The sequence below is a fragment of the Pseudomonas sp. H2_A10 genome (assembly GCF_054680085.1).
The window spans coordinates 1,154,225-1,177,862 of record NZ_CP162821.1 but is presented as its reverse complement, the minus strand read 5'-3'; the positions used below and the strand labels follow the sequence as shown (position 1 = coordinate 1,177,862).

Below are 23,638 nucleotides of genomic sequence, written 5' to 3'. Positions count from 1 at the left end.
CTGCTCGGGGCAAACCGCTCAAACTAGGACGCTAATGCCGCAGGAAGCCGCCATGTCGACGAACCATCACACCTCCCGCGTTTTCGCCATCGCCTTGATCGCCCTGTTGCTGGGCGCCGGCGGCTTTGGTTATTGGCGTTCCATCCAGGACCGCCTGCCCCCTGGCCTGAGCATGGGCAATGGCCGTCTGGAATCGACCGAAGTGCAGATCGCTGCCAAGATCCCCGGGCGTCTGGCCGACGTGCGGGTGGATGAAGGCGACAAGGTACTCAAGGGCCAACTGCTTGCGCGCATGGACACCCGCACCCTGGAGGCCCAACGCGCCCAGGCCGAAGCCGAAGTGCTGCGCGCCAAGGAAAACTTCTCCGCCGCCCAAGCCAATGTGCAACTGCGCCAAAGCGAACAACTGCTGGCCAGCCAGGAACTCAAGCGCACCCAAGAGCTGTACAAGCGCGGCTTCGCCAGCAGCCAATTGATCGACCAGCAGCAAGCGCGCCAAAACACCGGCAACGCCGCCGTGATCGCTGCCCAAGCCCAGGTCAATTCGGTCAAGGCCGCCATCGGTGCCGCCCAGGCCCAGGTCGCCCAGCTCACCAGTGAAATCGACGACAGCAGCCTGCGCGCGCCCATCGACGGCGTTATCCAGCTGCGCCTGGCCGAACCCGGCGAAGTGCTCGGCGCGGGTGGACGCGTGTTGCTGCTCATCGACCCAAATGATCAGTACATGAACCTTTACCTGCCCGCCTCCGTCACGGGCCGCCTGACCGTCGGCAGTGACGCGCGGATTCTGCTCGATGCCCTGCCCGACCAGCCGCTGCCGGCGAAAATCAGTTTTGTCGCCGCCAAATCGCAATTCACCCCCAAGGAAGTGGAAACCCGCGATGAACGCCAAAAACTGGTATTTCGCGTCAAACTGCGCCTGACCCAACCCAGCGCCGTACCCCAGGCCAAGCCCGGCATGCCGGGTGCCGGCTACGTGCGCACCGCCGACATCGATTGGCCGGCCAACCTGCAATGACCGGCCTGGCGCTGCACGCCACGGGCATCCAGCACCGTTACGGCCAACAACAGGCGCTGCTCGACATCGCGTTCAGCCTGCCCGCCGGCACACGCTGCGGGCTGATCGGCCCGGACGGGGCGGGCAAATCAACCCTGCTGGGGCTGATCGCCGGGGTCAAAAAGCTTCAGACAGGGCAACTGGAGGTGCTCGGCGGCGCCATTGACGACCGACGACACCGCAACAACCTTTACCCGCGCATTGCTTTTATGCCTCAGGGCCTGGGCGGCAACCTGTATCCCGAATTGTCGATCAGCGAGAACATCCGCTTCTTCGCCACCCTGTTCGGCTTGTCTACAGCCGACTGCAACCAGCGCATGCACAACCTGCTGCTGGCCACCGACCTGGCGCGCTTTGCCGAGCGCCCGGCGGGCAAACTCTCGGGCGGCATGAAGCAAAAACTCGGCCTGTGCTGCGCGCTGATCCACGACCCGGACTTGCTGATCCTCGACGAACCCACCACCGGCGTCGACCCGCTGTCGCGTCGTCGCTTCTGGGAGTTGGTCGACACCGTACGCAGTGGGCGCCCGCAACTGACACTGCTGGTGGCCACGGCCTACATGGAGGAAGCCGAGCAGTTCGAACATTGCCTGATGCTCGACCGCGGCAAACTGATCGCCGACGGCCTCAGCCACGAACTGGCGGCAGTGACGCCCAGCGGCAAACTGGACGAAGCCTTCACCCACTTTCAGGGCGACAGCGCGCATGGCAACCAGCCATTGGTGATACCGCCGCGCGTAGGCGCCAGCAGCGATATCGCTATCCAAGCGCATGACTTGACGCTGCGTTTCGGTGATTTTACGGCGGTGAACAAGGTCAGCTTTGCCATCGGCCGGGGTGAGATTTTCGGTTTCCTCGGTTCCAACGGCTGCGGCAAGACCACCACCATGAAAGTCCTCACCGGGCTGATGCCCGCCACCGAAGGCCGTGCGACGCTGCTGGGCAACCCAGTGAACGCCAAGGACCTGGCCACCCGTAAACGCGTGGGCTTCATGTCACAGAGTTTCTCGCTGTATGGCGAACTCAGCGTGCGCCAGAACCTGATATTGCACGCGCAACTGTTCGACCTGCCCAAGGCCGACAGCGGCCCGCGCATTGATGAATTGATCCAGCGTTTTGACCTTGGCGCGGTGGCCGAGCAACCCTCCAGCGAATTGCCCCTGGGCTTGCGCCAACGCCTGTCCCTGGCGGTCGCCGTGCTGCATCGCCCGGAAGTGCTGATCCTTGATGAGCCCACATCGGGTGTCGACCCAGCGGCGCGGGATGATTTCTGGCGGCTGCTGGTCCAATTGTCGCGCGAGCAAGGGGTGACCATTTTCCTGTCCACCCATTTCATGAACGAAGCCCAGCGCTGCGACCGCATCTCGTTGATGCATGCGGGCAAGGTACTGGCCTGCGATACCCCTGATGCCTTGCAGCGGCAGTTCCATGGCGACACCTTGGAAGCCGCGTTCGTGACGTGCCTGGAACAGGCTCAAGGCGAACCCGGCCCCAAACCCACGGCGCCAGCCGACACCGTCAGCGAAACAGGCCCACCGCCCATCAGCAAACACGGCTTGCGCCTGTCTCGACTACTGGCTGTGGCCAGCCGCGAAGGCAAAGAGTTGCTGCGCGACAAAGTGCGCATGGCCTTCGCCCTGCTCGGGGCGATGTTCATGATGGTGATCTTCGGCTACGGCATTTCCCTGGACGTGGAAAACCTCGCCTTCGCCGTCTACGACCAAGACCAGACTCCGCAGAGCCGCGCCTACCTGGAGGCCTTTCGCAGCTCGCGCTACTTCGCCGAGCAAGCGCCCATCCAAGACGCCAAAGAATTACACCGGCGCCTGCAGCGCTCGGAAATCAAACTGGCCCTGGAGATCCCGCCGGGGTTTGGCCGCGACCTTTATGCCGGGCGCCAACCCACGGTCGCCGCCTGGCTCGACGGTGGCATGCCGTTTCGCGCAGAAACCAGCCGCAACTATGTAGAAGCCGTGCATCAGAGCAACCTGCAGCAACTGGCCGAACTGAGCAGCCTGCCGCGCAGCACCCAAACCGGCGCCAAGCTGCAGACCCGCTTTCGCTATAACCAGGACGTGGTCAGTGTGAACGCCATCGGCCCCGGCGTGATGGCGCTGATCCTGGCGTTTATCCCGGCGATGCTCACCGCCTTGGGCATCGTGCGCGAGAAAGAACTGGGCTCGATCACCAACTTTTACGCCACGCCGCTGACGCGCCTGGAATTCCTGCTGGGCAAACAAGCGCCGTACCTGGCCGTGAGCCTGGTCAACCTGGCGCTGCTGGTGGCGATGAACCGGTGGCTATTGGGTGTGCCATTCAAGGGCAGCGGCCTGACGCTTGCGTTTGGCGGCCTGCTCTATGTGTTGGCCACCACCAGCATGGGCCTGCTGATTTCCGCGTTCACCCGCACGCAGATCGCGGCCATCCTCGGCACCATGATCATCACCAGCCTGCCGACCATCCAGTTTTCCGGGCTGATCGTGCCGCGCTCCTCGCTGGAGGGCGCGGCCGCGCTGATGGGCACGCTGTTTCCGGCCGGGCACTTCCTGGATATCGCGGTGGGTACCTTTACCAAGGCCCTGGACCTGCGCCAACTGTGGCCGCAGTGCCTGGCGCTGTTCGGGTTTTTCGTCGGGTTCACCGGGCTGAGTCTGGTCATGCTCAAGAAGCAGGAGGTGTGATGCATAAGTTCACGCACATCCTGCGCCTGGGGATCAAGGAACTCACCAGCCTGCGCCACGACAGCGTGCTGCTGCTGTTTCTGTTCTACGCCTTCACCGTCGCCATCTACATGCCCGCCGCCGGCTCAGTGATTGGCGTGCACAACGCCAGCGTGGCGTTTGTCGATGAGGATCACAGCGCGCTCTCACGACAGATGGCCGAGGCCCTGCAACCGCCGGAATTCCACCCACCGGTGCCCCTGGCCTATGACCAATTGGACAAGGTGATGGACAGTGGCCAGTACACCTTTGTGGTCAATGTGCCGGCCAACTTCCAGGCCGACCTACTGGCAGGCCGCGAGCCGGGCGTGCAGGTGAACGTGGATGCCACGGCCATGAGCCAGGCCTTCATGGGCGCCGGCTACATCGGGCGCATCTTCCAGCGCGAGTGGCTTGACTACAGCGGCCAGGCCGACGCCGCCAGGCAGTCCCCGGCACGGCTGACCACCCGCGCGTTATTCAATACCAACCTGGAAGGCGGCTGGTTCCTGGCGGTGATCCAGATCGTCAACAACATCACCATCCTCGCCATCGTACTCACCGGCACCGCACTGTTGCGTGAGCGCGAACACGGCACTCTCGATCACCTGCTGGTGCTACCGCTGACCGCGCTGGAAATCATGCTGGCAAAAATCTGGAGCAACATGCTGGTGGTGGTGCTGTGCACCTGGGTGTCGCTGGAGGTGGTGGTCAAAGGTTTGCTTGGCGTGCCGCTGGCCGGGTCGCTGAGCCTGTTTTTGCTGGTGACCGCGCTGTATCTGTTTGCCAGCACCGCCTTGGGGATCTTCCTCGCCACCCTCGCCCGCTCGACGCCGCAATTCGGCTTGCTGGCGATCCCGGTGATCATCCCCATGCTGCTGCTCTCCGGCGGCAGTACGCCGCTGGACAGCATGCCCGAATGGTTGCAGTGGGTGATGCAGGGCTCGCCGTCGACGCATTTTGTGAGCCTGAGCGCGGCGATTCTGTTCCGGGATGCGGGCGTCAGCGTGGTGTGGCCGGATTTGCTGGCGCTGGCCGCGATTGGCTTGCTGTTTTTTGCCGTGGCACTGGCCAGGTTCCGCAAAAGCCTGGCGTCCTGATCGGGTAAACACCTGGTCGCATACCTGTCCGAACGGCTAGTCGTCACCCGGCGCAGGCTTTGGCAGAATCCGGGGCTCGCTCATGCCCAAGGACCTTCGCGTGTCCCAGTTCGCCAGCACCTACAAACCGGCCATCGATGGCCTGCGGGCCATTGCGGTTCTCAGCGTCATCGTCTTCCACTTGGACGTGTTCAGCCTGTTGCCCGGCGGTTTTACCGGTGTAGATATGTTCTTCGTGATTTCCGGGTATGTGATCAGCCAGTCGCTATGGGAGCGCCGCGACCTGAGCTTGGGCCGCTACCTGGCGGACTTCTACCGGCGCCGATTGCTACGCATCATGCCCGCATTGCTGACCGTGCTGTGTGTGAGTGTTGTGCTTAGCGCGATGTTCATGCCGCAATACTGGCTCAGCGAGCTGATCAATCGCACGGGCCTGGCGGCCTTTTTTGGCCTGAGCAATCTGGTGCTGGCCTGGAACACCGACACCTACTTCTCGCCCAGCGCCGAACTCAACCCCTACCTGCATACCTGGTCACTGGGGGTTGAGGAACAGTTCTATGTGATATTCCCCGCGCTGTTCTTTATATGGCTGCGTTATCGGCAACGGGTCGGGTTTGCCTGGGCAGTGCTGCCGCTGCTGGCGATTGCCTCGATGATCATCGGCGCGTATCAGGTAAAGGTCGCGCCGCTGTCGGCGTTTTACCTGTTGCCTGGGCGCTTCTGGGAGCTGGCCGCCGGCGCCATCCTGTTTCAAGCCATCGGCACCCGCGATGTCACGCCCCGCCTCAATCGGCTGGCCCCTGCCCTGTTGATCGGTGGCCTGGGCTTGGTGATGGTCGGTTTCCTGTTCGCCCAACCCCGGCAGTTTCCCTACCCCTGGGCCATGGTCACCGTGGCCGGCTCGCTGTTAATGATCGCGGGGATCGTATTGCGCGCCGACAGCTCGCCCGGTGCGTTGCAGCGCGTGCTGCAAACTCCATTGGCGACGTATATCGGCCGGCTGTCCTATTCGCTGTACCTGTGGCACTGGCCGGTCGCGGTGTTCCTGCGCTGGACCGTCGGGATGGAGCTGCTGATCGTGCAGTGGCTCTACCCGGTGCTGGTGGCGCTGCTTGCGGCAGCGTCCTATCACTGGATAGAAACACCGATCCGTAGCGGCCACTCGGCGGTGCAACGCAAGGCGGGGTTCACGTTTGCGGCCGGTTTGAGTGTCACCGGCCCGATGTGGCTGGGTGCGCTGTGGGTGTCGGTCAACCCATCGACGCTGTCACTCAGCCAGACCCGCGATACCTATACCTGGTACGCCTACAAACATTATCCCCAGGAAGATTTTGCCCGCCTCGACGACCCACGCCTGAAGGGACGGCAATTGTTCGTCATGGGGGATTCGCATACCGCGGCCTACCGCACCTTGCTCAAGCTCGTCTCGCTCAAACTGGGGGTAACCGTGACGGAGTACGAACAAGGCGGTTGCGGCGTCGCCAGCCTGATCGGCCCGGACCCTGCACATTGCGCGGCGTTGCGAGAAGCCCAACTCCAGGAGATCTTGGCCCGCGCCAAGCCGGGCGACGTGGTATTCCTCGCCTCGCTGCGCATGCCGGAGCTGGCCGGACGGGCGTGGCGCGAAGGTGAGGCCGCCATGGTCGATGACGCTTTGGGCGAACTGACGGCCGATAACATTGAAGCGGCGCGATTGGCCGCCGACGCGCTGTTAAGCCGTTTGCAGAACGCGCAGCTGACTGTGCTGATCGATGCGCCCAAGCCGCTGTTCAAGGCCGCGCCCAACCGCTGCTCGGATGCGTTCAACCGCATGAACCCCGTCTGCGCGCCTGGCCTGACGATGGCGCGGGACCAACTTGAACGGCTCCGCGCGCCGCAAATGGCGTTGTTGCAACAGCTGCAGGCAAGCTATCCGGCGTTGCACGCCTGGGATCCGCTACCGCTGCTGTGCCCCGGCCCGATCTGCTCGGCCTATGACGCAAACGCCAAGCCATTGTTTTTTGACTCAAACCACCTCAGCGGCCACGGCAACCGCGTGCTCGAGCCATCCTTCAGCGCAGCGTTGCTGAAGATCTGGGGTGTGACGCCGCCGGCTACTGAATGATCAGGTTGTTGAACAACAGGTCTTCCACTACCGGCTTGCCGGTTTCGTCGTTCATTACTTGCTGGGTTTGCTTGAGGGCTTCCTGACGCAGTTTCTCTTTGCCTTCGACAGTGCTCATAGCGTCGTTGGTCTGCTGGGTGAACAGCGCCACCAATTGGTTACGAATCAACGCGTCGTTGGCTTTGACGGCGGCGGCGGCTTCGGTACCGGTCACGCGCAAGGCGATATCGGCCTTGAACACCTTGAGTTTCGCCGTGCCGTCCAGGCCGTAGTTACCCACGAAAGGCGGGCTCAGGCTGATATAGCTGACCTTCGGCGCCTCGCCTTCTTTGGCTTCTTCGGCCTGGGCTGCCATCGGCAGGGTCAGGGCCAGCATCAACAGGATCCACGCTTTCACAGTTCATTCCTCGAATTCGGTTGCCGGGTAGCATAACGCTAGCAAGGCTGAGTACAAGCTTATGGCGACTTATCAGGTCGGGGCATGCTCGTTGACCCGGGGGCGCACCCTTCTACACTTATCGGCCACTACACCAAAAGGAATAGCCCGATGAAAGCTGTGCTGTGCAAAGCCTTCGGCCCCGCCGAAACCCTGGTGCTGGAAGAGACAGCCAGCCCGGCGATCAAGAAGAATGAAATTCTGCTGGATGTGCACGCAGCAGGGGTGAATTTCCCGGACACGCTGATCATCGAAGGCAAATACCAGTTCAAGCCACCCTTTCCGTTTTCACCGGGCGGCGAAGCATCGGGCGTGGTCAGCGAGGTGGGGGAAAAGGTCAGCCATCTGAAAGTGGGTGACCGGGTCATGGCGCTCACCGGCTGGGGCAGCTTTGCCGAACAGGTCGCGGTGCCGGGCTACAACGTGCTGCCGATCCCGCCGAGCATGGACTTCAATACCGCTGCCGCCTTCAGCATGACCTACGGCACCTCGATGCACGCGCTCAAGCAGCGGGCCAACCTGCAACCCGGCGAGACGCTGCTGGTACTCGGCGCCTCCGGCGGCGTGGGCCTGGCCGCCGTGGAAATCGGCAAAGCCATGGGCGCTCGCGTGATCGCCGCCGCCAGCAGCGCCGACAAACTCGCCGTGGCCAAGGCCGCCGGTGCCGATGAACTGATCAATTACAGCGAAACCAGCCTGAAGGACGAGATCAAGCGCCTCACCGACGGCAACGGTGCCGATGTGATCTACGACCCGGTCGGCGGCGACCTGTTCGACCAGGCCATCCGCGCCATTGCCTGGAATGGCCGTTTGCTGGTGGTGGGTTTTGCCAGCGGACGCATTCCCGAGCTGCCGGTGAACCTGGCGCTGCTCAAGGGTGCGGCGGTGGTGGGGGTGTTCTGGGGCTCGTTCGCCCAGCGCCAGCCGCAGGATAATGCGGCGAACTTCCAGCAACTGTTCACTTGGTATGGCGAGGGCAAGCTCAAGCCACTGGTGTCGCAGGTGTATCCGCTGGAACAGGCCGCGCAGGCTATCAATGATCTGGGGCAGCGTAAGGCGGTGGGCAAGGTGGTCGTCCAGACCCGCTGAGCGCCCCTCCCACATTTGGATCTCCAGGGCCCTGCAGAACTCGATACCGACCACGTCTTACCTATTCGCGACATGTTCGTAAGAGAACATGCAATTGCTCTCATTTCCTGTGTTTGCCGCCAAGAGGCGATGCTATTTTCGGTAACGAAACTGTAACATTCGCATCCGCAGTCAAAACAAGAAATTTGGAGCTCTTGAATGTTTGCTTTCTTTCGCCCTGCCGCACACCAGGCGCCCCTGCCTGAAGAAAAAATAGACAGCACCTACCGACGCCTGCGCTGGCAGATCTTCGCCGGTATTTTCTTCGGATATGCCGGCTACTACCTGCTGCGCAAGAACTTCTCCCTGGCCATGCCTTACCTGATCGACGAGGGTTACACCCGGGGTCAGTTGGGCCTGGCGATGTCGGCCATCGCGATTGCCTACGGCCTGTCCAAGTTCCTCATGGGCCTGGTGTCGGACCGTTCCAACCCGCGCTACTTCCTGCCCTTCGGCCTGCTGGTGTCGGCGGGTGTGATGTTCATTTTCGGTTTCGCGCCCTGGGCCACCTCCAGCGTGACCATGATGTTCATCTTGCTGTTCATCAACGGTTGGGCCCAGGGCATGGGCTGGCCGCCAAGCGGGCGGACCATGGTGCACTGGTGGTCGCAGAAAGAACGCGGCGGCGTGGTGTCGGTATGGAACGTGGCGCATAACGTCGGCGGCGGCTTGATCGGCCCACTGTTCCTGCTGGGCATGGCATGGTTCAACGACTGGCATGCAGCATTCTATGTCCCGGCCACCGTGGCCCTGCTGGTGGCGGCGTTTGCCTTCATCACCATGCGCGACACCCCACAATCGGTGGGCCTGCCGCCTATCGAACAGTACAAGAACGATTACCCGGAAGGCTACGATGCCAGCCATGAAGAAGAATTCAGCGCCAAGGAAATCTTCGTCAAATACGTGCTGCGCAACAAAATGCTGTGGTACATCGCCTTCGCCAACGTCTTCGTCTACCTGCTGCGCTACGGCGTGCTGGACTGGGCCCCTACCTACCTCAAGGAAGCCAAGCATTTCACGGTCGACAAGTCGTCGTGGGCCTACTTTTTCTATGAGTGGGCGGGCATACCGGGCACGCTGCTATGCGGCTGGATGTCGGACAAAATCTTCCGTGGCAACCGCGGCCTGACCGGCATTGTGTTCATGGCGCTGGTGACCGTGGCGACCCTGGTGTACTGGCTCAACCCGCCGGGCAACCCAATGGTCGACATGATCGCATTGGTATCCATCGGTTTCCTGATCTACGGCCCGGTCATGCTGATCGGCCTGCAGGCGTTGGAGCTGGCACCGAAGAAGGCCGCCGGCACGGCTGCGGGCTTCACCGGGCTGTTCGGTTACCTGGGCGGCTCGGTGGCCGCGAGCGCGGCCATGGGCTACACCGTGGACCATTTCGGCTGGGACGGCGGTTTCGTCCTGTTGATCGGCGCGTGCCTGCTGGCGATCGCCTTCCTGGTCCCGACGCTGTGGCACACCAATAGCGTCAGCTCGGCGCGTTAATCGCCTGGGCAACCCTTGGCACAACGCTTGAGCCGCGCCTCCAGATTCTTATCTGGCATGGCGTGGCTGCGCAGGGCGTTCACGGTCTGCTCGACATAATCGCGAGTGGTGCCGTAACGCCCGCAAGCGCTTTGCAGCACATGGTTGAGCACGATATCCGGCAAGTTACCGGCGTAGCTGGGCAAGTGCCGCTCCAATACAAACCCTAAAGCCTGCACCTGGCTGCCATCTTCGAGGCGGCAGCTGAGCCAGTGCGGCCGGTAGGAAGGGTAAGGCATCTCGCGCTGCCATAAGGCGTAAAGCGAGGCCTCCAACTGGTCTTCCGGCAAGCGGTAGGCAAACCCGCTGCACGAGCCGCCGCGGTCCAGACCGAACACCAACCCCGGCAATTCCGGCGTCCCCCGATGCTCGTGAGACCACAGGTACAAGCCGCGATGATAGCCATGGACCCGCGCACGCACACGCTCGCTCGATGAACATTCAGGGCGCCAGATCAGCGAACCGTACGCAAATAGCCAGACCGGCCCACCTTTATGCCGGCCCATGGTGGCCTGCATCGAGCTCATCAACTGTTCGTGAGTGAGTTGCGGCCCCAGATCGAGCCGCGGAGGGTAAGCCAATTGCAGAAGATCGGTTTCTATGGCGGTCATGGCGAAAAGCGGTGCGCCTCCTGAGTGTTACCAGTTGTAAGCAACTTTACCGTAATCGAACCGAAGCGCTGGAACCGTATGGCGTAAAAAAACCGCCTTCCGTCTACTTATAGCCTAATGAGATTTTTCCTACAGAAGTAATACCTTAAATGCATAAGCATAGGCGGCAATATTTTCAGCGCAGGTTCAGGCCCCTCCGGCCATTACCCGCCAAACTGCACGGGTTTAGCGACCCACACTAGCCGCCCATTCAAACGACTACCGAGGTCGATGCATGAAACATCTTTTTTCCGGTTTGCTGCTATTGCTGCAGGCCACTGCCGCCCTGGCTACCGACGCGACCACTCAAGACGACAAAGGCTTCTGGTACGCACAAACCAGCCTTTACACCCGGCACTTTTCGCCGGATCCCAAGCACAACAATCATCAGGATTTGATCAACCTGGAGCGTAACGAAGCATCGGGGTTGGTGTATGGCGGGGCGACGTTTCGCAACTCGTTCAGCCAGCGCTCGTATTACGTCTACGCCGGCAAACGCTATGACATCGCCGATTCACCGCTCTACGTGAAGGTGACCGCAGGCGCACTGCAGGGCTATCGCGGCAAGTACCGCGACAAAATCCCGCTCAACCGTTTTGGCGTAGCGCCGGCGATCATCCCTGCCGTGGGGGTGAACTTCGGCCCCGTCTCCAGTGAGTTGGTGCTGCTGGGTTTGAATGCGGCGATGCTGACCGCCGGCGTGCGTTTCTAAGGGCGCGGCGCGTAGGCGAATACGTCGGCGCGCATCTGGTGCGCATCCATGCCGGCGTCGACCAGCGCATCCAGGGTGCCATAGATCATCGCCGGTGAACCGCTGGCATACACATGCACGCCCTTGAGGTCGGTAATGTCTTCACACACCGCTTCATGCAATAAGCCGCAGCGCCCTTCCCAGCCGCACAAATCGCTGACTACTTTGTGCAGGAACAGGTTGGGCAGTTGCCGCCATTGTTCCCAATGTTCGATCCGATAGAAATCTTCCGGGCGACGCACGCCCCAGTACAGATGCACCGGGTGCTTGAAGCCCGAAGCCCGGCAATGTTCGATCAGGCTGTGCATCTGCGCCATGCCAGTGCCGGCGGCGATCAACACCAGCGGCCCGTCCGGCAGCTCGGCCAGGTGGGTATCGCCAAATGGCAGCTCGATGCGGGCCATCCGGTTACGTTGCAGTTGCTCCAGCAGGTTGCGGGCACTGTCTTCGCGGGCCAGTACATGCAGTTCCAGCTCGCGGCCTGCATGGGGCGCCGAGGCCAGGGAAAAGGCGGACTTCTCGCCGTTTTCCCGTTCGATCATCAGGTATTGCCCCGCGTGGTAACGCACGAGCTTGCCGGCAGGCGCAAGCAGGCGCACGCGCCATACATCGCCCCCTACCTCAACGCACTCACTCAACTGGCATGACAACTTGCGCAACGGCAATTCTCCCGGCGCCAACACGCCGTCCCACAACACAATGCAGTCTTCCAGCGGTTCGGCGATGCACGTGTAGAACTCGCCATGGTCACGCACTTCATCGGCTTGCCGCACCCTGCCCTCCACCAGCAACGCAGCGCACACATGGCATACGCCATTGCGACACGCCTGGGGGCATTCGTAGCCCAGGCGACGCGCGCCTTCGAGGATTCGCTCGCCTGGGATCAGCTCCAGCACAGCGCCGGAAGGTTGCAGGGTCACACGCATCAATCTATTCCCAATTCTTTCCAGATCGCATCGACGCGCGCGGTCACGGCTTCATCCTTGACGATCACCCGGCCCCACTCGCGAGTGGTTTCACCCGGCCATTTGTGGGTGGCGTCCAGGCCCATCTTCGAACCCAGGCCAGACACCGGCGACGCGAAGTCGAGGTAGTCGATCGGGGTGTTGTCGATCATCACCGTATCGCGCTTGGGGTCCATGCGCGTGGTGATGGCCCAGATCACATCATTCCAGTCGCGGGCATTGATGTCGTCGTCGGTGACAATAACGAACTTGGTGTACATGAACTGTCGCAAAAACGACCACACACCGAGCATTACCCGCTTCGCATGCCCTGGGTACGACTTCTTCATGGTCACGATGGCCATGCGGTAAGAGCAGCCTTCGGGCGGCAGATAGAAATCGGTGATTTCCGGGAATTGCTTTTGCAGGATCGGCACGAACACTTCATTGAGCGCCACGCCGAGAATGGCCGGTTCATCCGGCGGACGACCGGTGTAGGTGCTGTGGTAGATCGGTTTGATGCGGTGGGTGATGCGCTCCACGGTGAACACCGGGAAGCTGTCGACTTCGTTGTAATAGCCGGTGTGGTCGCCGTAAGGGCCTTCATCGGCCATCTCGCCCGGATGAATCACGCCTTCAAGGATGATTTCCGCAGTGGCCGGCACTTGCAGATCGTTGCCACGGCATTTCACCAACTCGGTACGGTTACCGCGCAACAGGCCCGCGAAGGCGTACTCGGACAGGCTGTCCGGCACCGGGGTCACGGCGCCGAGGATGGTGGCCGGGTCGGCGCCCAGGGCCACGGAGACCGGAAATGGCTTGCCCGGGTGCTTCTCGCACCATTCACGGTAATCCAGGGCACCGCCACGGTGGCTCAGCCAGCGCATGATCACCTTGTTACGGCCGATCACTTGCTGGCGATAGATACCGAGGTTCTGGCGATCTTTGTTCGGGCCTTTGGTGACAGTCAGGCCCCAGGTGATCAGTGGCCCGACATCGCCGGGCCAGCAGGTCTGCACCGGCAGCATGGCGAGGTCGACGTCATCGCCCTCGATGACCACTTCCTGGCACACCGCGTCCTTGACCACTTTGGGCGCCATGGCAATGATCTTGCGGAAGATCGGCAGCTTCGACCAAGCGTCCTTCAAGCCCTTGGGTGGCTCGGGCTCCTTGAGGAAGGCCAACAGCTTGCCGATCTCGCGCAGCTCGCTGACCGACTCGGCGCCCATGCCAAAAGCCACGCGATCGGGGGTGCCGAACAGGTTGCCGAGCACCGGAATGTCGTAGCCGGTCGGGTTCTCGAACAGCAGCGCCGGGCCCTTGTTACGCAGGGTGCGGTCGCAAATCTCAGTCATTTCCAGCACCGGGGAAATCGGCATCTGGATACGTTTCAACTCTCCGCGCTGCTCAAGTTGCTGCACGAAATCCCGAAGATCCTTGAATTTCATTAACCATGCCACCCGTAAAATAGGCGTACATCCTACCTGCTCTGAGGGCAGCTGGCAGCTTATCGACGTGCATTTGAGCGCGGAATGCGTTTAAAAAACGCGCAAAAAAAATGGCGCCCCCAGGGGGCGCCATTTTTTCGGACCAACAGCGGCGTATTACTTGCGCTTCATCGACAAGAAGAACTCGTCGTTGGTCTTGGTGGTTTTCAGCTTGTCGATCAGGAACTCGATGGCAGCTACTTCGTCCATCGGGTGCAGCAGCTTGCGCAGGATCCACATGCGCTGCAGTTCGTCGTCGGCGGTCAGCAACTCTTCGCGGCGGGTGCCGGAGCGGTTGATGTTGATCGCAGGGAACACGCGTTTTTCGGCGATGCGACGGTCCAGAGGCAATTCCATGTTGCCGGTGCCCTTGAACTCTTCGTAGATCACTTCGTCCATCTTCGAGCCGGTTTCAACCAGCGCGGTGGCGATAATGGTCAGCGAGCCGCCTTCTTCGATGTTCCGCGCGGCGCCGAAGAAACGTTTCGGTTTCTCCAGGGCGTGGGCATCGACACCACCGGTCAATACCTTGCCGGAGCTCGGGATCACGGTGTTGTAGGCACGGGCCAGACGGGTGATGGAGTCGAGCAGGATCACCACGTCCTTCTTGTGTTCGACCAGGCGCTTGGCCTTCTCGATCACCATTTCGGCAACCTGCACGTGGCGGGTTGGCGGCTCATCGAACGTCGAGGCAACCACTTCGCCGCGCACGGTACGCTGCATTTCGGTCACTTCTTCCGGACGCTCATCGATCAGCAGCACGATCAGGTGAACTTCAGGGTTGTTACGCGCGATGTTCGCTGCAATGTTCTGCAGCATGATGGTCTTACCGGCTTTCGGCGGTGCGACGATCAAACCACGCTGGCCTTTACCGATGGGCGCACACAGGTCGATCACACGGCCGGTCAAGTCTTCGGTGGAACCGTTACCGGCTTCCATCTTCATGCGCACAGTCGGGAACAGCGGGGTCAGGTTCTCGAAGAGAATCTTGTTTTTCGCGTTCTCCGGACGATCAAAGTTGATCGTGTCGACTTTGAGCAGGGCGAAATAGCGCTCGCCTTCCTTCGGAGGTCGGATCTTGCCAACGATGGTGTCACCGGTGCGCAAGTTGAAACGACGGATCTGGCTCGGCGAGACGTAGATATCGTCTGGGCCGGCGAGATAGGAAGCGTCTGCGGAGCGGAGGAAGCCGAAGCCGTCCTGGAGAATCTCCAGCACGCCATCACCGGAGATTTCCTCGCCGCTTTTCGCGTGCTTCTTGAGCAGGGAGAAAATCACGTCCTGCTTGCGCGAACGGGCCATATTTTCTATGCCCATTTCTTCGGCCAGTTGGAGCAGGTCGGTAATCGGCTTTTGCTTGAGTTCAGTCAGATTCATATAGGAATGACGTAATCATTTATGGAGGGGGGAAATTAAGCTTTTGGCTTAATGAGGCCGCGCCGCGGAGAAGGCGACAGGATCGCGTACTAATCGAAAAGGAGTGCGTCGGCGACGGCTTGCAGGGGGCAGTGGAGAAACCAGTGCGGGGCCGAATGTACCACCTGAGTTTCGGAGCGTCTAGCCCTGTTTTACGAAAAAGCCCCGCGATTTGCGGGGCTTTTTTGACGACGCTTAGATGTTGGCGTCGAGGAAAGCTTGCAGCTGGGACTTCGACAGCGCGCCCACTTTAGTGGCTTCGACGTTGCCGTTCTTGAACAGCATCAGCGTAGGAATACCGCGCACGCCGTGCTTGGCCGGGGTTTCCTGGTTGTCGTCGATGTTCAGCTTGGCGATGGTCAGCTTGCCTTCGAAAGTGGTCGCAATGTCGTCCAGAACCGGAGCGATCATTTTGCAAGGGCCGCACCATTCAGCCCAGTAGTCAACCAGCACCGGGCCAGCAGCCTTGAGTACTTCGGCCTCAAAGGTCGCGTCGGTGACGTGCTTGATAAGATCGTTGCTCATGGATGTCTCCGGATTGTAAGCAAAAAAAACGTTGCCCATCATAGCCGCCCTTCCCCCGTTCAGGAAGCCGCCTCTGATGGAGTCTTGCTATAGAGGCGCATGAGTTTGGGTATGAGCCGATCAGGGCGTCACTGGCGTCACAAAGGCAATACCTGTACGCAATGCCGCATTACGTACATGTTCCTGCATGGTTTTCTGCGCCGCCGCGCTGGCGCGCCGGGCCAGGGCGCGCAGGATCTTGCGGTGTTCCTGCCAAGTCTCCATGGCCCGCTCCGGCCGGATGAACGGTAGTTTCTGGCTCTCCAAAAACACCTCCGCGCTGGCACTCAGAATGCTCACCATCGCCTGGTTGCCGCTGGCCATCAGGATGCGCTGGTGGAATTCGAAGTCCAGCCGCGCGGCCGCTTCGAAGTCACCGGCCTTGAGCACCTTGCGCATTGCCTCGACGTTATCCTCCAGGCTGTCGAGTTCATCAATCGTCAAGGTCACTGCCGCCAGCCCCGCCGCAAACCCTTCAAGGGCGTAGCGCAACTGGAAAATATCCAATGGCGTAGCCTGGGCCGCGAAAGGCCAGGCAAACCCCGGCGATTCGTCCGCCGCCTGCACGAACACGCCTTTGCCCGGCTGCACGCTCACCACGCCCAAGGCACTCAAGGATGACAACGCCTCACGCAACGACGCCCGGCTCACGCCCAACTGCAGTGCCAGTTCGCGCTGGGACGGCAGCGCATCGCCCGGCCCAAAGCCCTGCTCCTTGATCAGTTTGCGGATGGCCTGCAGGGCCGCCTCCGGTACGGCTTGGGCGATGGAATTCATAAAAAACTCAAGGTTCCAGACAACTGAGCGGCTAGTTGTAAAGCTATTCGCGGCCGGCGGCAAGCCACGCCCCAAAGGGGCTCGCAAGGTTTTGCCAACGCTCGAAAAGGGTGCGAAACGGCCAGGAACTGTTCAGACCAGTAAGACCACCCGACCTCAACAAATCCCGGCCTTGCAGACGATTGCGAGGGTGCTGGCATGGGCTGTGCACTGAGCATTTGTAGAAATCCCTTCGCCCTTCTCGGAGAGTTGTCATGACCAAGCGCTACAGCGCCCTGCTCACTGCCCTGTTTGCCAGCCTGATGCTCAGCCAGGCTCCCGCCCAGGCCAACGGTCTGGACGACATCGTCGCCCGTGGCACCCTCAAGGTTGCCGTGCCCCAGGACTTCCCGCCGTTCGGCTCGGTCGGCCCCGACATGAAACCCCGTGGCCTGGACATCGACACCGCCAAGCTGCTGGCCGACCAGCTCAAGGTCAAGCTGGAGCTGACCCCGGTCAACAGCACCAACCGCATCCCGTTTCTCACCACCGGCAAGGTCGACCTGGTGATTTCCAGCCTGGGCAAGAACCCGGAGCGGGAAAAGGTCATTGATTTCTCCAAGGCCTACGCGCCGTTCTACCTGGCCGTGTTTGGCCCGCCTGACGCTGCCATCAGCAGCACTGACGACCTCAAGGGCAAGACCATCAGCGTGACCCGTGGCGCCATCGAAGACATCGAGCTGACCGCCGTGGCGCCCAAGGAAGCCACCATCAAGCGCTTCGAAGACAACAACTCAACCATCGCCGCCTACCTGGCCGGCCAGGTTGACCTGATCGCCAGCGGCAACGTGGTGATGGTCGCGATCAGCGAGCGCAACCCCAAACGCGTACCGGCGCTGAAGGTGAAGCTCAAGGATTCACCGGTATACGTGGGCGTGAACAAAAACGAGCCGGCGTTGCTGGAGAAGGTCAACCAGATCCTGGTCGCGGCCAAGGCCGATGGCAGCCTGGAAAAGAACGCGATGCAATGGCTGAAAGAGCCGCTGCCCGCCGACCTTTGATACGACGGAGCTGACCCATGGCGTATCAATTTGACTTTGTACCGGTGCTGGCCAACACCGACCTGCTGTTGCGCGGCGCGCTGTTCACCCTTGAGCTGACGGCTATCGGCGCGATCCTGGGGGTGGCGCTGGGCACCGTCGGCGCAGTGGTGCGAGCGTGGAAGATCCAGCCGTTCGCCTGGTGCTTCGGCGTGTATGTCGAATTGATCCGGAACACGCCGTTTCTGGTGCAGCTGTTTTTCATCTTCTTCGGCCTGCCGTCTTTGGGGCTGAAGATCACCGAGTGGCAAGCCGCCGTATTGGCGATGGTGATCAACCTGGGGGCCTACTCCACCGAAATCATCCGCGCCGGTATCCAGGCCATCCCGCGTGGCCAGTTGGAAGCCGCCGCAGCCCTGGCGATGACGCGCTTCGAAGCATTCCGCCACGTGGTGCTGCTGCCCGCGCTGGGCAAGGTGTGGCCGGCACTGAGCAGCCAGATCATCATCGTCATGCTCGGTTCGGCGGTGTGTTCACAGATCGCCACCGAGGAGCTGAGCTTTGCCGCCAACTTTATCCAATCGCGCAATTTTCGCGCGTTTGAAACCTATGCCCTGACTACCCTGGTGTACCTGTGCATGGCATTGATGATTCGCCAGTTGCTCAACTGGATCGGCCGTCGTTTTGTGATGAGGAACAGCCGATGAGTGATTTTTCGTTCTGGGACATCGTGCGCAACCTGCTCACCGGCCTGCAATGGACGCTGTTGCTGTCACTGGTGGCGTTTATCGGCGGCGGCGTGATCGGCCTGCTGGTGATGACCTTGCGCATCAGCCGCAAAGCCTTCGCGCGCAATGTTGCGCGCACCTATATCGAGCTGTTCCAGGGCACGCCGCTATTGATGCAACTGTTCCTGGTGTTCTTCGGCGTTGCCTTGCTGGGGGTGGATATCTCGCCCTGGTTGGCGGCGGCGATTGCCCTGACGCTGTTTACCAGCGCCTATCTCGCCGAAATCTGGCGCGGCTGCGTCGACTCCATCGCCCATGGGCAGTGGGAAGCCTCCGCCAGCCTGGCCCTGAACCCGCTTGAGCAATTGCGCTACGTGATCCTGCCGCAGGCGCTGCGCATCGCAGTCGCGCCGACGGTGGGGTTCTCGGTGCAGGTCGTCAAGGGCACCGCTGTGACCTCTATCATCGGTTTTACCGAGTTGACCAAGACCGGCGGCATGCTCGCCAACGCGACCTTCGAGCCCTTCATGGTCTATGGCCTGGTGGCCCTCGGTTACTTCCTGCTCTGCTACCCCTTGTCCCTCAGTGCGCGCTACCTGGAAAGGAGACTGCATGCCTCTGCTTAGAATTACCGCCCTGCATAAGTACTACGGCGACCATCACGTACTCAAAGGCATTGACCTGACCGTTGAAGAAGGCCAGGTGGTGGCGATCATCGGGCGCAGCGGATCGGGTAAGTCCACCCTGTTGCGTACCCTCAATGGCCTGGAATCGATCAACGATGGGGTTATCGAAGTCGACGGCGAATACCTCGACGCAGCGCGCGCCGACCTGCGCAGCCTGCGGCAAAAAGTCGGCATGGTATTTCAGCAGTTCAACCTGTTCCCGCACCTGACCGTGGGCGAAAACGTGATGCTCGCGCCGCAGGTGGTGCAGAAAATGCCCAAGGTCAAGGCCGCCCAGTTGGCCAAGCAGATGTTGGAACGCGTTGGGCTGGGCGAGAAATTCGACGCCTTCCCTGATCGTCTGTCCGGCGGCCAGCAGCAGCGCGTCGCTATCGCTCGCGCACTGGCGATGTCACCCAAGGTGCTGCTGTGCGATGAAATCACCTCGGCCCTCGACCCGGAGTTGGTCAATGAAGTGCTCAGCGTGGTGCGCCAATTGGCCAAGGACGGCATGACGCTGATCATGGTGACCCATGAAATGCGCTTCGCCCGGGAAGTGGGGGACAAGCTGGTGTTCATGCACCAGGGCAAGGTGCATGAAGTCGGCGATCCCAAGACCTTGTTCGCGAACCCGAGAACCGCCGAATTGGCCAATTTTATTGGCACCGGCGATCTGCTTGCCTGAACCCTCAGCCGCCTGGCAGTAACTCAAAGTGCCCCTGCCCCTCGAACTGGGTTTCCTGGCGCACGGAAACGGCATCGGGCGGCAAATAGGTGTCGATGTGCACTTGAGCCGAAAAGCGTTTTCCGGCCAGTGGTGTTCCGCCCGCTTTGGCGATCACCACCTGGCCGGGCAACAGCAGCCCGCCGGCCGATACGTCTGTCGGTTGCGCCGCGCTCAACTCTACCGCGCGACCGTCGACCTGGGCGTTCTTGAGCGCCAGGGTAAAGCTGCCGTGGCGGCCGAATCGAAAGCCCTGCGCACCCGCCGGGGCGCCGGTAAAACGCAAGGCAACCGTGCCCGGCTCGGCGCACAAGACGCTCAGTTGCAGGGTTCGCTTGCCCAGGACGATGTTGCGGCCGCTGGTTTGCTCATCCAGCAGCTCTGTGCGCCTGAGCACGCCGTAATCCACCTTCGGTTGACTGAGCGAAAGACGACACTCCTGCGCCACTCCCTCCCTGGCAGCCATCCCCAACAAAGCCAACAGCACGTAGCCAAGTGCCGCGCGCACCTTGCGCGCAGGTCGTTCAACCGCGTTACTGCGCACGACAGACCGCCGAAGCCGTTTCATAAAGCGTGTCCTTTTGGGGTTGCGACGCTAGGTTCAGTTGCAGCACACAGGGGCGAGAGGCGTTCGGCAGCGAAACGCTGAGGGTTTGCCCGTCATCCATATCGTTCAGAAAAATCAGGCCATCCCCCACCACACTGGTCAGGAACCTGTTGTCCGGCCCCAACACCGAGGCGCCCTGAGGCAATGGCCGGCCGTGTTCATCCTGGACCTCAAGCAATACCCGGCGAACATTCACCACCGGGAAATCAACGGTATTGAATGAACCGCGCCCGACCGCGAGGATTTTGGTGCCGTTCTTGAGGTCGACCCGCTTGGGCAGGGATTGGGTCTGCACTTCCAGATGGCTGGTGGTGTAGGCCGGCAAGCCAGGAATCACCGCGTGCCCACGGTAGTCGGTCCACACCGGGCCTTGCGGCGTTGAGACCTTGGCCGCCGACACATCACCCACCGAAAGCACACCGAAGGTGTCCTGAACCGCGTAGGGAGAAAAGGTCAGGCCGCGCTCGTGAGCCACCACCGCGCCCTGCAGTTGCCCACTGTAGCTGGTGCTCGTGGGGGTGCGATTCATCCCCAGGCCCACCCGGGTGTAACGCGGCATTACGTCCAGGTTGGCGCGGACCGCTTGCTGACGATCCCGCACGTCTCGCTCCACGCCCACTTCATAGTTCACGTAGTCGTTGACCCGTTCGGACAACGCCGCCCCGCTATCAGCCCGCCCATTGCGGCGGCTGGCGTAGGTCGTGAGGCGGCGATCGTCGCCAAGGGGAATCGTGACTTGCAGGCGCAAGGACAGCCCCTGCGGTGACACCTCATCACTCGCGCTGCGTGCCCGGCCTGCGGGCTTGCGTCGACGCGAGGCGCCCACCTGAGAATCGGCGATCAGGGCCACATCGACCTGCCTGAAGCCCTTGGCCCATGAGGCGAAGACATGTTCGGCAACCTGGCCGTCAAACTGTGAACTGCGCGAATAACTGACCGAAAAGGCGCCCATGACCGGGTCAGCCCAGTTGAATCCCGCAGTGTATTGATGCTGGAAGCGCGTCTGCAGATCGTCTTTTTTCAGGGATCGGCCAGCCTCGATCACATCGCGATAACCCTGGGTCTGGGTCGTCGCGCTCAGGCTCATGTCAACCTTGGCCGCCAGCGGGCTGCTCAAGGACAGCGCACTACGACTGCCCTCAACACCGCCCTCGCGATCGCGCGACAAGGTATGCCGGGCGGCGACGGTAACCCGCTGGAAAAACACACTGCTCAAGGTGCCACCGGCCGACTGATATTCATCCGTGCTCAACAGGCCAAAACCCACGGATGACTGCCTGCCCAGGCCCCAGGTGCCGCTGCCCATGGCAACGACTGGCGGCTCCTTGCCACCGACCTGTTGTTCTCGCACCCGGCCAAGGGCGAAGTCAAAACCCGGGGTGATGACGACAGCCGCGCCAAAAGACGCCGCCGGCACCACGAAACTGCGCGTGCCGCCGCTTGTACCGATCACACTGACTTCAAGGTCACTGGTGCCGTTGAGCAACGGCAGGCCTGTCAGACTAAACGGGCCTTCAGGTACCAGGGTGGTATGGATAAGCGCTCCGGACTGGCGCACCTCTACACGGGCCTGGCTGTGGGCCAAACCCTCCACGACAACCCCTTTATCGGCACCCATGCGAGAGATACCGTCGGGAAACAGCTGCAGGCCGGACAACTGAACCCCACCGAACACAGGGCTTCTGGTGGAAATCTGCCCCACCTGGAACGTCGACCGCAAGGCGGCCACATCACGCTGGGCGTAAGCCTGCACATGGTGGGTGCGGCTTTTACCGTTATCGGAGATAGAGAATTGCCGGCTGCGCACCACCCAGTTGCCCAGGTTGAACCCCGCCTCCGTGTAAGCCGAGACAAAACGGCTGTGGCCACTGTCTGAGCGCGCATCAAACCCCAGCACATCGTAGTTGAGCAAGGCCGCCCCACCGCCGTCGGCAAAGCTCCCCGCCTGCCATTCAGGCTCACGCAGGGAGTGCGTGGGCACGATCAAAGCCACCTCTTCACTGCTCGGCTGCAACCTGATGAGGGTGGTCGGGAACTCACCGACAAAATCGTGACACGCCTGCTCGGCCGAGATACCCGACTGCACGATGGCCGAGGGCACTTTCAAACCGGCTTTTTCCAATAGGCCCGGCGTGAAACACAGCTGCCCCTGATAGTCGAAACGCGCCTCGACCAACCCCAGAGGGTTACCGTTGACCCGCAGCCCCACCACCTGCGCACCCTCGCGAAAACGCGCCGCGCTGCGAAAGTAGTCCGAGACCTTCGGGTCGATGCCGTAGCTGGCCAAGGCCGCAAGATCAAACCCTTCTCCCAGCTCAACCGCCGAAGCGAAACCTGGGGCTGCCCACAGCGTCGCCAACCCCATGAACAACCCTGGGTGGCGCACCTTCACACCGGTCAGCGCCCCCTTAACCTTCATGGCCCAGCACATCCGCCTGGTAGTGATCGACCGCAAAGCCGAACAACGTGGCCGGCTGCAGTACCACCGAGGAAACCTTGGACAGCGCGCCTTCGGTCTGGAGCACCAGCACTTCACCGGGCAGGATATAGCTGCGCGGCAGCAAACCCGTCTGGTTCAACGGGTTCAGTTGCACCTCCAACCCCAGCCGCACCACATAGGCACTGTCGTTATGCACGCTCAAGCGATCATCCTGACGCTTCCACTTGAGCAGCTCCCACGGCGCCTGATGCCGAGGCAAGCCTGCGGGGTGCAAAATCAACGGCAGATTCTGGCGCAAGGTGATACCAATGGTCGCACCGCCAGCGGCACGCGCCTGGGGAATGCCCTCAAACGAAACACGTTTCAGACGCTGGGTCTTGAGCGGCGTCTTCAAGGTGCTGATAAACCGTACCAGTTGCGTGTCTCCAGCCTCTACGCGAGCGATGGGCGGGGTAACAATCAATAGGGGTTCAGGATCTTCGGGCACATTTTCAATAACGGAGTGCAACAACGCCGGCCCGGAGTCCGTGTTCTTGATATTGATAGTGGCCTCGCCATCGTCCTCATAAAGAATCACGACCGTTGTTTCAGGCAGCATGCCATCGGCACTTACTGAACCCTGCAACAGCAACATCACACAAAACGACAGACAAGAAACTACTCTTGAAAAACTGCTCACCGAGTTCTCCCTGGAACATTAATAAACAAACAATGAGGCACTCAGTTTTTGAACACATTAAAAACAGCCAACAGCACACCAGGAGTTCATTGACTACCGAAGTTACTGTCGACTGTTATTCACGCGC

21 protein-coding genes are annotated in these 23,638 nt (G+C 61.2%); 11 read left to right on the top strand and 10 right to left on the bottom strand.

Annotation, left to right across the window (positions count from 1 at the left end; genetic code table 11):
• Positions 1-52: 52 nt before the first annotated feature.
• From AB4O23_RS05335 to AB4O23_RS05320, 4 genes are all read left to right on the top strand, one after another.
• Positions 53-1,018 carry an HlyD family secretion protein gene (locus AB4O23_RS05335; RefSeq protein ID WP_026067501.1) on the top strand — a complete coding sequence of 322 codons (966 nt, stop codon included), beginning with the start codon at positions 53-55 and terminating at the stop codon, positions 1,016-1,018.
• Positions 1,015-3,738 carry a ribosome-associated ATPase/putative transporter RbbA gene (rbbA, locus tag AB4O23_RS05330; protein WP_065879282.1) on the top strand — a complete coding sequence of 908 codons (2,724 nt, stop codon included), beginning with the start codon at positions 1,015-1,017 and terminating at the stop codon, positions 3,736-3,738. Before AB4O23_RS05335 ends, rbbA begins: the two co-directional genes overlap by 4 nt.
• On the top strand, positions 3,738-4,856 hold the full coding sequence (locus AB4O23_RS05325) for an ABC transporter permease (protein WP_017530870.1): 1,119 nt from the start codon (positions 3,738-3,740) through the stop codon (positions 4,854-4,856). The genes rbbA and AB4O23_RS05325 overlap by 1 nt, the downstream gene beginning before the upstream one ends.
• 82 nt (positions 4,857-4,938) lie before the next feature.
• A complete protein-coding gene (locus AB4O23_RS05320; RefSeq protein ID WP_137220026.1) occupies positions 4,939-6,960 on the top strand; it encodes an acyltransferase family protein in 2,022 nt (673 codons plus the stop codon).
• Here the strand turns inward: AB4O23_RS05320 and AB4O23_RS05315 are convergent.
• A complete protein-coding gene (locus AB4O23_RS05315; protein WP_017530868.1) occupies positions 6,950-7,357 on the bottom strand; it encodes a flagellar basal body-associated protein FliL in 408 nt (135 codons plus the stop codon). The genes AB4O23_RS05320 and AB4O23_RS05315 overlap by 11 nt on opposite strands.
• A gap of 150 nt (positions 7,358-7,507) precedes the next feature.
• Here AB4O23_RS05315 and AB4O23_RS05310 point away from each other — a divergent pair, with 150 nt between their 5' ends.
• Entirely contained in the window at positions 7,508-8,485 is a 978-nt protein-coding gene (locus AB4O23_RS05310) for an NADPH:quinone oxidoreductase family protein (RefSeq protein WP_017530867.1), read from the top strand.
• Between the two features lie 198 nt (positions 8,486-8,683).
• On the top strand, positions 8,684-10,021 hold the full coding sequence (gene glpT / locus AB4O23_RS05305) for a glycerol-3-phosphate transporter (RefSeq protein ID WP_017530866.1): 1,338 nt from the start codon (positions 8,684-8,686) through the stop codon (positions 10,019-10,021).
• Here the strand turns inward: glpT and AB4O23_RS05300 are convergent.
• Complete coding sequence (locus AB4O23_RS05300; RefSeq protein ID WP_017530865.1) at positions 10,018-10,671, bottom strand: gamma-glutamylcyclotransferase; 654 nt, start codon at positions 10,669-10,671, stop codon at positions 10,018-10,020. The genes glpT and AB4O23_RS05300 overlap by 4 nt on opposite strands.
• Before the next feature lie 274 nt (positions 10,672-10,945).
• Here AB4O23_RS05300 and AB4O23_RS05295 point away from each other — a divergent pair, with 274 nt between their 5' ends.
• Positions 10,946-11,422, top strand: a complete 477-nt coding sequence (locus AB4O23_RS05295; RefSeq protein WP_017530864.1) for a hypothetical protein — start codon at positions 10,946-10,948, stop codon at positions 11,420-11,422.
• On the opposite strand, the gene AB4O23_RS05290 is transcribed toward AB4O23_RS05295, so the two are convergent.
• The 5 genes from AB4O23_RS05290 to AB4O23_RS05270 all read right to left on the bottom strand — a co-directional run bounded on the left by AB4O23_RS05290 (position 11,419) and on the right by AB4O23_RS05270 (position 16,649).
• On the bottom strand, positions 11,419-12,387 hold the full coding sequence (locus tag AB4O23_RS05290; protein WP_017530863.1) for a CDP-6-deoxy-delta-3,4-glucoseen reductase: 969 nt from the start codon (positions 12,385-12,387) through the stop codon (positions 11,419-11,421). The genes AB4O23_RS05295 and AB4O23_RS05290 overlap by 4 nt on opposite strands.
• On the bottom strand, positions 12,387-13,853 hold the full coding sequence (gene ubiD, locus AB4O23_RS05285) for a 4-hydroxy-3-polyprenylbenzoate decarboxylase (protein WP_017530862.1): 1,467 nt from the start codon (positions 13,851-13,853) through the stop codon (positions 12,387-12,389). The genes AB4O23_RS05290 and ubiD overlap by 1 nt, the downstream gene beginning before the upstream one ends.
• 156 nt (positions 13,854-14,009) lie before the next feature.
• Positions 14,010-15,269: a transcription termination factor Rho gene (rho, locus tag AB4O23_RS05280; RefSeq protein WP_003176825.1), complete on the bottom strand. Its 1,260-nt coding sequence runs from the start codon at positions 15,267-15,269 to the stop codon at positions 14,010-14,012.
• A gap of 234 nt (positions 15,270-15,503) precedes the next feature.
• Positions 15,504-15,833 carry a thioredoxin TrxA gene (gene trxA, locus AB4O23_RS05275; protein ID WP_017530861.1) on the bottom strand — a complete coding sequence of 110 codons (330 nt, stop codon included), beginning with the start codon at positions 15,831-15,833 and terminating at the stop codon, positions 15,504-15,506.
• A gap of 120 nt (positions 15,834-15,953) precedes the next feature.
• The gene (locus AB4O23_RS05270; RefSeq protein WP_017530860.1) at positions 15,954-16,649 is read right to left on the bottom strand and encodes a FadR/GntR family transcriptional regulator; all 696 of its coding nucleotides are present in this window, start codon (positions 16,647-16,649) and stop codon (positions 15,954-15,956) included.
• A 254-nt stretch (positions 16,650-16,903) separates the two neighbouring features.
• Here AB4O23_RS05270 and AB4O23_RS05265 point away from each other — a divergent pair, with 254 nt between their 5' ends.
• From AB4O23_RS05265 to AB4O23_RS05250, 4 genes are read left to right on the top strand one after another with little or no spacing between them, the layout of a single operon-like run.
• Complete coding sequence (locus tag AB4O23_RS05265) at positions 16,904-17,689, top strand: transporter substrate-binding domain-containing protein (RefSeq protein WP_017530859.1); 786 nt, start codon at positions 16,904-16,906, stop codon at positions 17,687-17,689.
• 17 nt (positions 17,690-17,706) lie between these two features.
• Positions 17,707-18,375 carry an amino acid ABC transporter permease gene (locus AB4O23_RS05260; RefSeq protein WP_010207407.1) on the top strand — a complete coding sequence of 223 codons (669 nt, stop codon included), beginning with the start codon at positions 17,707-17,709 and terminating at the stop codon, positions 18,373-18,375.
• The gene (locus AB4O23_RS05255) at positions 18,372-19,022 is read left to right on the top strand and encodes an amino acid ABC transporter permease (protein WP_017530858.1); all 651 of its coding nucleotides are present in this window, start codon (positions 18,372-18,374) and stop codon (positions 19,020-19,022) included. The genes AB4O23_RS05260 and AB4O23_RS05255 overlap by 4 nt, the downstream gene beginning before the upstream one ends.
• On the top strand, positions 19,009-19,746 hold the full coding sequence (locus tag AB4O23_RS05250) for an amino acid ABC transporter ATP-binding protein (RefSeq protein WP_460070035.1): 738 nt from the start codon (positions 19,009-19,011) through the stop codon (positions 19,744-19,746). Before AB4O23_RS05255 ends, AB4O23_RS05250 begins: the two co-directional genes overlap by 14 nt.
• Positions 19,747-19,750: 4 nt before the next feature.
• On the opposite strand, the gene AB4O23_RS05245 is transcribed toward AB4O23_RS05250, so the two are convergent.
• From AB4O23_RS05245 to AB4O23_RS05235, 3 genes are all read right to left on the bottom strand, one after another.
• Entirely contained in the window at positions 19,751-20,182 is a 432-nt protein-coding gene (locus AB4O23_RS05245) for a DUF1120 domain-containing protein (RefSeq protein ID WP_460062518.1), read from the bottom strand.
• Between the two features lie 136 nt (positions 20,183-20,318).
• Positions 20,319-22,811 carry a fimbria/pilus outer membrane usher protein gene (locus AB4O23_RS05240; RefSeq protein WP_460063896.1) on the bottom strand — a complete coding sequence of 831 codons (2,493 nt, stop codon included), beginning with the start codon at positions 22,809-22,811 and terminating at the stop codon, positions 20,319-20,321.
• The gene (locus tag AB4O23_RS05235) at positions 22,801-23,466 is read right to left on the bottom strand and encodes a fimbria/pilus chaperone family protein (protein ID WP_460105754.1); all 666 of its coding nucleotides are present in this window, start codon (positions 23,464-23,466) and stop codon (positions 22,801-22,803) included. The genes AB4O23_RS05240 and AB4O23_RS05235 overlap by 11 nt, the downstream gene beginning before the upstream one ends.
• Positions 23,467-23,638 lie beyond the last annotated feature (172 nt).

Bases quoted from the DNA above. Each gene is read 5' to 3' on its own strand.
- AB4O23_RS05335 (WP_026067501.1), top strand. From the start codon at position 53: ATGTCGACGAACCATCACACCTCCCGCGTTTTCGCCATCGCCTTGATC.
- rbbA (WP_065879282.1), top strand. From the start codon at position 1,015: ATGACCGGCCTGGCGCTGCACGCCACGGGCATCCAGCACCGTTACGGC.
- AB4O23_RS05325 (WP_017530870.1), top strand. From the start codon at position 3,738: ATGCATAAGTTCACGCACATCCTGCGCCTGGGGATCAAGGAACTCACC.
- AB4O23_RS05320 (WP_137220026.1), top strand. From the start codon at position 4,939: ATGCCCAAGGACCTTCGCGTGTCCCAGTTCGCCAGCACCTACAAACCG.
- AB4O23_RS05310 (WP_017530867.1), top strand. From the start codon at position 7,508: ATGAAAGCTGTGCTGTGCAAAGCCTTCGGCCCCGCCGAAACCCTGGTG.
- glpT (WP_017530866.1), top strand. From the start codon at position 8,684: ATGTTTGCTTTCTTTCGCCCTGCCGCACACCAGGCGCCCCTGCCTGAA.
- AB4O23_RS05300 (WP_017530865.1), bottom strand. From the start codon at position 10,671: ATGACCGCCATAGAAACCGATCTTCTGCAATTGGCTTACCCTCCGCGG.
- AB4O23_RS05295 (WP_017530864.1), top strand. From the start codon at position 10,946: ATGAAACATCTTTTTTCCGGTTTGCTGCTATTGCTGCAGGCCACTGCC.
- AB4O23_RS05290 (WP_017530863.1), bottom strand. From the start codon at position 12,387: ATGCGTGTGACCCTGCAACCTTCCGGCGCTGTGCTGGAGCTGATCCCA.
- ubiD (WP_017530862.1), bottom strand. From the start codon at position 13,853: ATGAAATTCAAGGATCTTCGGGATTTCGTGCAGCAACTTGAGCAGCGC.
- rho (WP_003176825.1), bottom strand. From the start codon at position 15,269: ATGAATCTGACTGAACTCAAGCAAAAGCCGATTACCGACCTGCTCCAA.
- trxA (WP_017530861.1), bottom strand. From the start codon at position 15,833: ATGAGCAACGATCTTATCAAGCACGTCACCGACGCGACCTTTGAGGCC.
- AB4O23_RS05270 (WP_017530860.1), bottom strand. From the start codon at position 16,649: ATGAATTCCATCGCCCAAGCCGTACCGGAGGCGGCCCTGCAGGCCATC.
- AB4O23_RS05265 (WP_017530859.1), top strand. From the start codon at position 16,904: ATGACCAAGCGCTACAGCGCCCTGCTCACTGCCCTGTTTGCCAGCCTG.
- AB4O23_RS05260 (WP_010207407.1), top strand. From the start codon at position 17,707: ATGGCGTATCAATTTGACTTTGTACCGGTGCTGGCCAACACCGACCTG.
- AB4O23_RS05255 (WP_017530858.1), top strand. From the start codon at position 18,372: ATGAGTGATTTTTCGTTCTGGGACATCGTGCGCAACCTGCTCACCGGC.
- AB4O23_RS05250 (WP_460070035.1), top strand. From the start codon at position 19,009: ATGCCTCTGCTTAGAATTACCGCCCTGCATAAGTACTACGGCGACCAT.
- AB4O23_RS05240 (WP_460063896.1), bottom strand. From the start codon at position 22,811: ATGAAGGTTAAGGGGGCGCTGACCGGTGTGAAGGTGCGCCACCCAGGG.
- AB4O23_RS05235 (WP_460105754.1), bottom strand. From the start codon at position 23,466: ATGTTGCTGTTGCAGGGTTCAGTAAGTGCCGATGGCATGCTGCCTGAA.